Origin of the sequence: Occallatibacter gabretensis (assembly GCF_001449115.1) — a bacterium.
GTDB classification, from domain to species: Bacteria; Acidobacteriota; Terriglobia; order Terriglobales; family Acidobacteriaceae; genus Telmatobacter; species Telmatobacter gabretensis.
Genome location: NZ_LAIJ01000007.1, coordinates 374631 through 385832, shown reverse-complemented (window position 1 = coordinate 385832; position 11202 = coordinate 374631). Strand labels below are relative to the sequence as shown.

9 protein-coding genes are annotated in these 11202 nt (G+C 56.2%); 1 reads left to right on the top strand and 8 read right to left on the bottom strand.

Annotated elements, in window-relative coordinates:
* Positions 1-448: 448 nt before the first annotated feature.
* The 7 genes from VO84_RS06230 to VO84_RS06195 form a co-directional block, all read right to left on the bottom strand.
* A complete protein-coding gene (locus tag VO84_RS06230) occupies positions 449-706 on the bottom strand; it encodes a PqqD family protein (protein ID WP_058186493.1) in 258 nt (85 codons plus the stop codon).
* Between the two features lie 543 nt (positions 707-1249).
* Positions 1250-1783: a hypothetical protein gene (locus tag VO84_RS22420; protein ID WP_157439752.1), complete on the bottom strand. Its 534-nt coding sequence runs from the start codon at positions 1781-1783 to the stop codon at positions 1250-1252.
* A gap of 1389 nt (positions 1784-3172) precedes the next feature.
* Positions 3173-4615: a NapC/NirT family cytochrome c gene (locus VO84_RS06215; protein ID WP_058186488.1), complete on the bottom strand. Its 1443-nt coding sequence runs from the start codon at positions 4613-4615 to the stop codon at positions 3173-3175.
* A 79-nt stretch (positions 4616-4694) separates the two neighbouring features.
* On the bottom strand, positions 4695-5018 hold the full coding sequence (locus VO84_RS06210) for a c-type cytochrome (protein ID WP_058186486.1): 324 nt from the start codon (positions 5016-5018) through the stop codon (positions 4695-4697).
* Positions 5019-5056: 38 nt separating this feature from the next.
* Positions 5057-7558, bottom strand: a complete 2502-nt coding sequence (locus tag VO84_RS06205; protein WP_197413923.1) for a hypothetical protein — start codon at positions 7556-7558, stop codon at positions 5057-5059.
* 80 nt (positions 7559-7638) lie between these two features.
* Positions 7639-8514, bottom strand: a complete 876-nt coding sequence (locus VO84_RS06200; protein ID WP_082661775.1) for a DmsE family decaheme c-type cytochrome — start codon at positions 8512-8514, stop codon at positions 7639-7641.
* A gap of 126 nt (positions 8515-8640) precedes the next feature.
* A complete protein-coding gene (locus VO84_RS06195) occupies positions 8641-9828 on the bottom strand; it encodes a TIGR04053 family radical SAM/SPASM domain-containing protein (RefSeq protein ID WP_231737802.1) in 1188 nt (395 codons plus the stop codon).
* A gap of 136 nt (positions 9829-9964) precedes the next feature.
* Here VO84_RS06195 and VO84_RS06190 point away from each other — a divergent pair, with 136 nt between their 5' ends.
* The gene (locus tag VO84_RS06190; protein ID WP_058186481.1) at positions 9965-10468 is read left to right on the top strand and encodes a universal stress protein; all 504 of its coding nucleotides are present in this window, start codon (positions 9965-9967) and stop codon (positions 10466-10468) included.
* Between the two features lie 83 nt (positions 10469-10551).
* Here the strand turns inward: VO84_RS06190 and VO84_RS06185 are convergent, their stop codons facing one another.
* Positions 10552-11190, bottom strand: coding sequence for a Crp/Fnr family transcriptional regulator (locus VO84_RS06185; RefSeq protein ID WP_058186479.1), 639 nt, complete (start codon positions 11188-11190; stop codon positions 10552-10554).
* Positions 11191-11202 lie beyond the last annotated feature (12 nt).

The window sequence follows — 11202 nt, the reverse complement described above, 5'->3', positions numbered from 1 at the left end:
CATATCCTGCATCGATCTGAACTCAGAAATCGATGCGCTACACTAACTCTTCACTGGTACAAAACGTCGGGCAATCCACATAAATAATCGAAACTAGAAAGTCTCGTTCCTTTTCTGTGAGTTCAATGGGCGGAAGTTGTTCGAGCGGAAAGTTGAGAAGTGCCGGCCTATTCGACGTCGATTCCAGAACTATTGCGGCAGCACATGGAGTGTCATTGTCGGGCTCTGAAAGGAAATCGAGGATCATTACTTTGAGTCCCCATTCGTCTTCAACCCCTTTCACGAGTTGAGAGACATGGCGTGCATTCCGCGAAATCCGAACTCGAGGAAGCCGATAACTGCCATTTGCTTGTAGGCCAAGAACATTTCTCGATTGGGACTTCGCAAGGGCTATCCGATATTCAACGGTCTCGAGGTCCAATCGGTGTTCTGTCATAACGCCTCGGTATCAGCGCGGCAAGAGTTGTTTTTCTTCTAAACAGTGGATGAACTCTTGAACATCCAGCTCGATGGTTTCGGGCCGTTCCCCCGTCTCCGTCGCTAGCCGTGAAACAATCAAACTCACCGTTTCGCCTCGCCGAAGAGCTTCCCATATGTATGCACCTGTGGAGTTGAGCGTAGAGATCTCACCCCTACAGGTATCGAGAATCACGGCACCGTCAGTGTTCACCACTGCGCGGAGAGTTTGTGGTGTTTGGTTCATCATGGCTGCTCCACTGTTCGCAATAGTTTTTGCCAACCGTGAACAGGAGCTTACATCGAAGTGTGGGCAGCCGGAGCAGGGAACTTAAAATTTGGCCAAAATTACTGCACGGATGCAAGACCGGCTCTCAGGCTCTGGGCAAAACTCGAACTAGTCGTCCTATTCGCGGTCAGCGTCCTACTCATGACGCAAGATGCGACAGCCAGTTCCGATAGGTCCGTCAATAGGACTGCTATTAAGACAGTCCAACTCGTTGGATGGCTACTGGAGGGGAACAGCGACGCCTACGACTCGATTCAGATTCTCAAGTTTACTCGTTGGGAAAATGGCAGAGGCTTTGCTTTGTTCGCGGTTGATGATCGCAAGTTGCTCTCCATCTCGCTCCAGATAGCCGCAGATCATCTCAAGCCCTCTTCGCAACAGGTAGATAGGTCGTGACCATCCGACTTTTCTGCGATCAGTCTCGACATCGGGCATCGATTCCAGGCTTTTGGTTAGTAACCATGAGCCCGGACCAATCGAAGGGTTGAGATAGCCACTCATCGCTCATTCAGCGAGTCTCACAAAACGTTCGTCCCACTGTCGCAATTCCGGGAAGGTGACCGATAGAAGCGGAGGCCATCCGCCAAATTCCTTCCTTCGTGCCTCCCAAACATCGATTGGTTGTGGCAGGCCAAGATGTGGTTGGAGTTCTGAAACATCGTCAAACTGTTTTGCGCGAAGCAATGCATCGAGCGAAAATCGCCCTCTGTCGGAAAACCAGGAACCGCCAGCTCTCAGCGCATCTGTATAGCGCGCCAGATTTGCCACGGAAAGATGGATAAGTGCGTTAACATGAGGGTCCGACGCGGTAGCGCGAAGGTAACGTCGTTCGCTCCGAGGACTGAGTTTTGCATTCAGTTCCTGCCTCAAGAACTCTCTTGCAAACTGTTCTTCCTCGCGGGTTCTCTTAAACCGCTTTCGTTTGGTTGCCAGAAGTCGGTCACGGCTTGTGTGTTCCCACGGTAGTATCAACACGGCGGGTTGGTCGGTGTCGGGAAGAGAATACAATCGCTGATATTCGGGAATGGGCAAGCTCATGGCGAACATCCGAATTCGCCCTGTAATTCGCACTGTGCCTGGGTGTGGATAGTCTTTGCGACCGCGATAGTTTCGCTCGGAATCCAGTAATAGAAGTCTTCCGCGGTTGACAAGGCACCGGCTGCACCGGTATCCGCTGCCGAATTGCAGCAGGTAAATCGACCTGGGGTTAGGAAGCGATCTCTCGGCCTCGGAAATTGGTTCTACCGAGGCCATGGCACCGGGCGGGATACTTGATCCGAGGCTGTCCTCAGTTCCGACATGGATGTAAAAGGTGCCCGGCCGTTCCCACTCATGCTCCTCTAAAGCTCGCAGTGGCACGCCCGTCCGCCACTCCTGAACGAGATCGCGGAGCGGGGCATTGCTGTCGAAGGCCGTGTGTGACGCGAAACGAACGGGGAGATCAATTTGCAGATCACGCTCAAAGGGGTATGACTCAAAAATATGAGTGCGATCCCCATTCAACTGAAAATCGTAATCGCGAAACGACCGAAGGTCATAACCGAAGAGCCGGTGTGCACCTTCGAGAGTTAGCAAACAGCTCTCGGCAACTTCGAACAGAGTCCTAAGGGTCGGATGTTCACTCGTGCGGGCTAAATTTGAGATTAAGTCTCGTATCACTGCCTCGCGCCGTTCGCCAGTGAGTATTTCGTGTTCAGATGTGCGTCTCTTCCGCCGGTATAAGCCGCGAATGTGAACAAGGGCTTCGGTAATTTCCGTGCGGGAGACAGGACTGTACACGGACGAGTCTCCTCCTCAAAAGAGTCTCGAAATGAATTGCCTATTGTAAGACCTGCGGGGAATTGCGAGAAGTTTCTCTATGAGACCAAAGGAAACGTCCACCCCGGTTCGACGAATGCCATCATAACTCAAAAAGTCACATAAGAAATGGATGGCGCTTATCGGGCGATGCATAGAAGTCTGATGTGGTGCTGTGTCTCTAGACAATCATCTGCAGTTCGATCCTATGCCCGGTCGGTCGCGCGACATTTCAACAGTTGAATATGTTTCCCGTCTTTACGGTCAAGTCGGTGATGACTCGACAAGCAAGAGAAGTAAGACTACAAAGTCTAGGAGATTTAGCAAGCACTCCCTGAAGGCCGTTGAGACGGAATGTGGCTCGAACCTTGCTCGACATGTTCTGAATAAAGCAACGCGCCTGATAGCTCTTTCACACCGTGATCTCATATTGCGGTCGCATAATTTTCACCGGGCAGCGATCTATCAATTCTTTACAGCACTCTAACTGTCCTACACTAGATAGTGCTGTGGCTCTTCGGTCCCTTTTCTCGGCGACCCGTGCTACATTATCCATCGCATCTGCATCGGCGGATTTGAGTTCCGTGTAGATTTCTCATCGACGACGGTCTGCGCGCGCGATGCGCCCTCTCACTGCGTGCCCATTTCCGTCAACAGTTTTGGGTTCGCCTCATCCACCGCAATAAGATTGTGGCATGCGGCGCAGTCGTTGGTGATGTTATCCGCGGATTTCGATTTATTGGTGTGATCGCCGTCGTGGCAGCGAAAGCAGCCCGGATAGCTGTTGTGACCGATGTTGTCGGGATGTGTGCCCCACTCGACCTCCATATCCGGGAAGACATTCTGACTATAGATGGTGGCCAGCGCCACGCCTGCTGACTTGATCTGAGCGCCCTGGCTCGACAACAGCTCAGGGTGTTGTGTGCGATAGAACTCAAGGAGCTGTGCGGGGATTTTGCTGCGCGCTTCATCCTGGCTTGCGTAATTTGCCTTGAGCAGTACGAGGCCTTCTTTATGCGCCCAGGGCAGGTCAGGGCTGATGGCGCCTGCGCTCATAGCGCGGTTCAACGCTTCTTCTGCAGTGGCAAATTGATGCGCGGGGCGGTTGTGGCAATCAATGCAGTCCATGGTACGGCGCTCGCCTTTGGGGATGCCGCTCGCCGCATCTTTGGTGGCGTAGAAGATGTTGGTGCCGTCGTCATTTCGACGTGTGACCCAGGGAATCGTGGTGCGTGATCTATCGGTGGCGATGTACTCAATGTGGCCCATGTGGACGCCGTGAATGCCACTGAGACGGCCGAGGCTGTCACGACCGCCGAGATGTAGCATGACAATGGACTGCGTCTTCGTATTGTGCTCATCATCGGCGAAGCTGGTCTTCACGATGAACTTGTCACCGACGAATTTTGCGGGAGCGTGGCAACTCTCACATATCTCATGCGCAGGACGCAGTCTGGCCACCGGTGATTCAATCGGGGTGGGATAACGATGGAAGATGACTTCAATGAGTTGCTTTGTTCCGTTGACCTTGGCACTCACGGCGGAGGTTACGCCACTGCCGATGTGACACTCTGTACACGCTACATTCGAGTGCGCCCCGAGCTGATATGCGGTGTGCTCGGGATACATCACGTGGCATGCCTGGCCGCAGAAGTTGGGCGAATCCATGTAGGCCACGCCGCGATAACTCGCGGTGCCAACGAGGATGAAGTTGACGAGCGTGGCGGCGCAGACGAATTCGATACCGCGGCGGAAGATGGGGTCGGAGAGATTGATCTGCGGATATTCGGAAGGCACATTGCCGGCAGCGCGCACGCGGCGGCGATGCAGGCCCATGCCGAGCGGAATGAGCAGCAGGCCAAATACAAAGACGCCGGGCAACAGCAGATCGACGAGGATGCCGAGATAAGGGTTTGTTGAACCGCTATGACCGAAGACATCGACGACCCAAAAGGCAACGAGCGTCATGCCCGCGGCGGTGGTGAGTGCACCGCCGATCAGGCTGATTGGATTGTTGCCAAAGAAGAGCGCCGGCCGGATCCAGTTTTTGCGAAATCCCTGAAAAAACGTCACATGGCCTCCCGTTTGCCGATGCGGTCAGAGCGAAAAGCCCGCACGGAGCGGGCCTTTCGCGCGAGACCAAACCAGACAGCTACTTGAGTGTGCGGAAATACGCAACGGCTTCCTTGATCTGCGCGTCCGTGAGTTTGCCCGCGAATGGTTTCATCTTTTCTTTGCCATTCTTCACGGAGTTGAACTGCTCTTCGGCAGTGGTCTTGTACTCCGCGGCGGGCTTGATGTTCATCATCTTGGCCATGCCGGCGCTGGGCGTTCCTGTTGCACCGTGGCAGCTCTTGCAATTGGCGCTATAGGTTGCCTCGCCAGGCGCTTCCGCAAAGGCGGCGGTGCTGCATGCAAGCATCACTGCGGCGAGGACCACTTTGGATGCTGTACAGGTTGGAAGTGCCTTTGTCATTGCGTTTCTCCTTGAAATGTGATTGTGAAACAGCTTTGTCAAAATTCGTAATGCATGCTGAGGGTTATGTTGTTTGCGTGGAAGACCCTTGGAGCAGTGAGCCCGGCGGTCGTCTCGGTGCGACCTGTCGGATACGGGAGCGATGCGCAGGGCACGATGGTCGATGTTGAGGTCGATGAAGTACTGCAATATTCCGCGCCCGATGGACTACCTTCTCCGTAACCGTAGAAATCATACCCTGCTTTCCATGTCCAACCGGGATGGAAGGTCCATGCGAGGTTCACATAGGGTGACTGGTAGGTGGAGTTGAGCGAGCCTGCGACATCGCGGGCATTGTCATAGAGGCGGCTTCCGCTGACGTCGCTGATGCGATAGCCGAGACCGGCACGCACGGTCTTGACGGGGACGAGGGTGATAGACGCCGATCCGAAGTTGGTGGGCGCGTTCTGAAAATCACGCGAATACCACTCATACTGAGTCGGGCTTGAGCCGCGCACACTTTGCGGACAGATATTCGGCGCGCCACTGCTGGTGGGTGTTGCAGCGCCGGGCAGCGTGGCTGTTGCGCCGCTGGTATAGCAACTATTGGTGGCAGTGTAGACGTCCGAGTAGGCGTAGTTGAGATCGAACTCATAATGCTCGTTCGGAGCAAGCACTGTTCCGATACCGAAGATACGGGTGTGGTCGACATGATTCAGCGGGCCGAAGTACTTGGAGCCGGATGTGGGGTTGTTGGTGTTGTTATGGCGCTCCAGATCGTTGTACGTGGCACTGATGCTTGCCCAGGTGCGCGGTTTATACATTGTACGGATTTTGTAATGCCATGTTTGGCGCGGCGCAATGGCTGTGAGAACGTCGTCAGCATAAGCGCCTTCGACGGATCCGTTCACGCTCCAGTTGCTGGCGGGACGAAGGGCTGCAATGAAGATGCCGGCGTTCTCGTTAATGGACACGGTGATGGGCGTATATGAGGTCGATGCCGAAGAGGTGTTGTAGGTGGTATCGTGAGCCCTGTGACGCCAGCCGAACGAGAAGGTCGTCCGCGGCGTTGCGTCCCAGGATGCAATCAGATTATTGGTAAAGAACTTCTGGCCGAAGTAGTTGGGTTCCGCTACGCCCGTGGTGTCTCCCGCGATGCTGCCGCCGTTGACCGCGGTCAGTGTGCCGGTGTAATTGATAGTCTGCTTGGTTGCCGGAGTGGTAAGTTCCTGCCCGCCGTTCCAGGTCAGCAAAGCCGGCTGATGGGCGAGGTTATAGTTCACCTGCTCGGCAAGCGAGAAGTTTTTGGCGACCTGCCAGACCATTCCATAGTCTACGGAGAAGACGTCGCGCTTAGCCGATGAAGAGCCGGTCAAGGTGAGATCGCGAACGCTGCCCGCGAGTCCCTGGAAATTTTCATAGTAGTTGGGCAGGTTCATATTCGCCTGCGTATAGCGAACGTCGCCGGTCATGGTCAGATGAGGAATACTGCTGCTCTGCAGACGCAGCATCTCCGTGGGATACAGAAAGCGTGTGGGCTGCGAGCGAAGGTAGCTGCTGGCCACGTTGCAGGCGGGATCGATGATGGGCAGACCGCCGGGCGTCTGTGCCGGATACAGAATCGTGTTCGGATTCTGCATGCTGCCGGTGTTGCAACTGATCGTCGGCTCCTCTTCGGTATAGTTGCCCACTGCCACCTTTGTGCCGTCAGCTTCCTGCAGAATCAGACTGCTGGGCGCAAGCGTGAAATAGGAATCCGACTTGATGTGATCCACTATCTCTTCAAAGGTGACATGCGTTTGCGAAAACGGCTTCCACTCGACGGAGCCGGTCCACGTGTCGCTGCTTTGACGCATATACTCCTGGAGCAGCGCAGTCTCCAGATATGTTTCGCCACCCGTGATTTCAAAGCTGGGGCTCAGGGTTGGTCCTTCCATGACGTTCTGCGAATAACCAAAGCGATACGTCACTTTGGAGAGAGGCAGAAGAGTAAGGTTCGTATCCGTCATGCGGCGAACGGTGTTGAACGTAAGCGGCGACTGCAACACCTGCGGCCATGCGAACTGCCCTACCGGCGCGGTGGAAGGTCCGATGGGAATCGTCCCTCCGCCGGGAATGTTCGGATTCGCGAGCAGATCGTAATCAAAGTACTGGCGGTCACGGCGGAAGAGGCCGGAGAACTCGTAGTCCTTGCCTTTGTAAAAGTTGAGCCTGGTGGTGAGGTACGGATCGCCGCCGAAACCGGTGCTGAAGAGTGACAGCGAATCGACCAGGGTATGCTTTGTGCCGGGCAGAGCCCGCAATTCAAAGGTTTCCCCCTGAACGCGCGGGCCGGATTGCAGATTGACGAGCGTGCTATACATTGCATCGCTGCCGGAGTTCGCAGCGATGCGTCCACCGAGATCAATCGAGTTGTGAACACTGTACCCCTTGGGCACGGACATTGTGGTTGACGGCGCGGGAATTGTTCCCGGCGCGGGCGTTTGCGCTATCGCCGTCACCGATGAGAGCGCGATTCCGAAGCAGACTGTGGCGACGCTTGCCCTCGTCAGAGGGGGCATTTGCGCGCGAAGTTGCGAAAATCTGAATACATGCGTCATAACATCAAGCCTCATTTGCCTTAAAGCTGTTCTGCCTTGCGTCAGCGAAGAAGCGCGGGGTTCACATTGGAACCATGAATGAAGGTGTGGCATGTTATGCATGGGTGCGACTCCTGCGAACCGGTGCCCGCGCCGTGAATGGTGCCAGCGGCGACAGGACTATGGCACTGATTGCAGAGCGTGTTGATGCTGGGCATGTTCAGCAGGCGCGCATTCTGCGAGCCGTGCGGAGTGTGGCAGCCTACACAACCCTCCGATTTGACGGGGGCATGCTCGAAGACGAACGGCCCGCGCGTCTCAGAGTGGCATTTGGTACAAACGGCGTTCTGGTCTGCGGTGGAGCGCAGATTCGTTTTGCCCATGGTGCCGTGCGTATCATGACAATCGCTGCACTTCACCAGGCCTTCGTTGACCTTGTGATGGAAGGGCATGTCGAAGAATGGCTTTACGTCCGTGTGGCACTGGAAGCAGAGCTTTGGCTGATCGACCTTGAGCAGCTTGTCACTGTTGTCCGTGCTGGCGTGCACGCTATGACATGTTGAGCAGCCGACGTTGGCCTTGGCGTGTGTGGAGCGGTCAAAGTTAGCATGCTCGCCGGCGTGGCAGCCAAGACACATTTCGTCCGTCTGTTTTGTTGTAGCTTTGGCCGGATTGAAGATCTTGGCTGCGTCACCATCCTCGGAATGCGCCTTGCCCGGTCCGTGGCAGCTTTCGCAGGAGACTCCCTTGCCCTGATGCGCCAGCGCAAGCTTTGAGTGTGGATTCGATTCGAATTTCTTCGCCTCTGCATCGTGGCAGTTTGCACACGTCTCTGAGCCGACATACTTCGCCGGATCGGGCTGTGGTTGCTGTGCCCGCGCGGCCCGGCCTGAAAGAACTGCAACTAAAAACGCGGACAAAATTAATATGCGCCGCATTATTTTCACCTCGCCAGAAAGCTGTGAAGCCACTTCCGTATTTCGTTCTCGAGCATTGCCAACCGCAGAGTAGTTCGATCTGAAAATCATTTACTATGCCGGCAGTCACAGACTGTGCAATATAGATCAACTTGTCGCGCAAGCTGCTTTTTTGCATTTCCCGCAGTTCGAACATGCGGAGCCGCTCGTCAGCGGCTGTGTTGCCTGAGGCTCATAGGCGCAGAGCGGATCGCTGGCGAGCGGATCGCCTGTTGCCGCAAAGCCTCGCGCCCGCGAGCCTCCGCACAGCGCGCGATACTCACACCGTCCGCACTTGCCTTTCAATGCTTCCGGCGAGTGCAGCGCGCGGAAGATCGGCGCGTTGCGGTAGATGTCGACAAGATGGTCATGGCGCACGTTACCCGTTATCAGCGGCAGGAATCCTGCCGGATAGACATTGCCCTGGCTGGAAACAAAGACAACGCCGTGGCCGTCTCGAATACCAAAGCCGCGATATACCCCTGTCTGGCGAATTCTGTCCTGTGGCCATCCTGCCTGGCGCATTCCCGTTAGCGCCACACGGCGGTAGGCGGGCGCTTCTGTGGTCTTAATGTCAAAGGGCGCGATCTGCGAGAGATCGAAGACCCACTCCATGCATCGCTCCGCCTGCTGCGGCGTAATCGGGCTCAGCATCTTGCCGCGCCCTACAGAAACGAGGAAGAAAAGACTCCAGCGCATGACGGAGCGGGTCTTGAGCAGTTCGTAGATCTGCGGCAGATCATCGAGCGTCTCTTCCGCCACGAGCGTGTTGACCTGTACGGGCAGGCCTAGCCGCCCGGTGTTTTCCAGTGCCTGCATCGTCCAGTCAAAGCATCCTGCGACGCCGCGCACCGCCTCATGCCGCTCCGCAGTTGAGCCGTCTAGGCTGATGCCTACGCTGCTGATGCGGTGCAGTTTCAGCTTTTCCAGCGTTTCGAATGTCAGTGCCGGTGTAACACTGGGTGTGATGGAGACGCTCAAACCAACGCGGTGCGCTTCCTCGATGAGTTCGTAGATGTCGGGGCGCATCAGCGGATCGCCTCCGGTTAAAACCAGGTGCGGTAGCGGAGGCGTGAAGCCGGCAATCTGCCGCAGCAACGTCATGCCTTCAGCATGTGTGAGCTCGCCAGCATGCGGCGTCAGAGAGGCCTCAGCGCGACAATGTTTGCAGGCCAGCGCGCATGCCTGGGTGGTCTCCCAGTACACAAGCATCGGGTTACGCGAGAGTGCCTGCGCTCCTGCATGTACCGCCGTATGCGGCATGGGAATCATCGTCCGAATGTCAGTTACGAGCATGGATGCCTCCTGTCGAACACAGTGCGTCGAGTGGCTGCTCTCACTCTAAAGGCTTGTCGGCGCCGGTTTCGGTGACCTGAATCACTGCCTGGGAATGGGCGCACGGTTCACCGTGGGTGGAACAAGGAGCCTGGCCATGACCGCAGCCCCCAAGACCGCAGTCGAGGACTCGTCATTTAAAACCGTGCTGGTGGCCGCCGATCTCAGCCACCCTGCGTCGCAGGCGCTTCGCTATGCGCGCTCCATCGCGCAGGCTTATGAGGCGATGACGGTGATCGTTCACTGCATCGATCCGGTGGCCTATGCCTTTCCTGAGGGCGCGCCGGAGTCGGTACTGGCTGATCCACTGGCGCGCGAGGAATATGAACGCATTGAAGCAGAGACCCGCAAGCAGGCGTTTCCGCTGTATAACGCTCTTGAATCCGATGTGATCTATGACCGTCTATGCCAGGCTGCGCAGGATTGCAGCGCGGACCTTATGATCCTGGGTACGCGCGCCGTCACCGTGCTTGGGCGGCTGGCGCTGGGCTCTGTGGCCATGCACCTGCTGGCTCATGCACCGTGTTCAGTGCTGTGCGTGCCGGCGGACGCCGGAATGAGTGAAGACTTCTTCCTGCCTGAGATCGAGATAGTTGGATGAGAATGCGCTCGGCGCACCGCACACAAAGAGCGCAGGTGGACTCAATCCATTCGCTGCGAGACTGAGTCTGCCTGCAAAATATATCACTCTTCGCTGATGGCGGCCAGAGCTTCGCGGTCAGGAATCAGCATGGTTGTGCCTTTGAGCGTGACCAGATGCTTGTTCTTGAACTCGCTGAGGGTGCGCGTCACGGTTTCTCGCGAGGAGCCCACGCACTCCGCAATCTGCTCATGCGTGAGGGGCACGCACATTTTGTAGCCTTCGGGAGTCTGGCGACCTTCCGCGGACCAGTGCAGGAGCAGCCGCGCCAGCCTTTCGCGCGAGGAGCTAGTGAGAGCAATGGTGCGGATCTGCTCGCAGGCTGCGGCATATTGCTTGCTCGACTGACGGAGCAGCGATTGATAGACCTCAGGACGGCGAGCAATAAAACGAATGAAATCATCCTGACGGACAAAGACTGTGCGTGAGGGCTCAAGCGTCTCCGCTGTGGCCTCGTACTTGCCATCTGAGATGGCCGCAATGAGGCCGAGCATCTCACCGGGCTTGGAGAGCCGGAGGATGAGTGTTTTGCCGCCGCTGGAGCTCATGGTGAGCTTTACCTTGCCGGAGCAGAGAATGAAAACGCCGCGCGTCTGTTCTCCTTCCTGAAAGAGCGTGGCCCCGGTGGGATAGGAGGCTGAGAACCGGATTGCCTCAAAATCATTCTCGGCCTCCGTTGTCATGTGGCAAAAGTA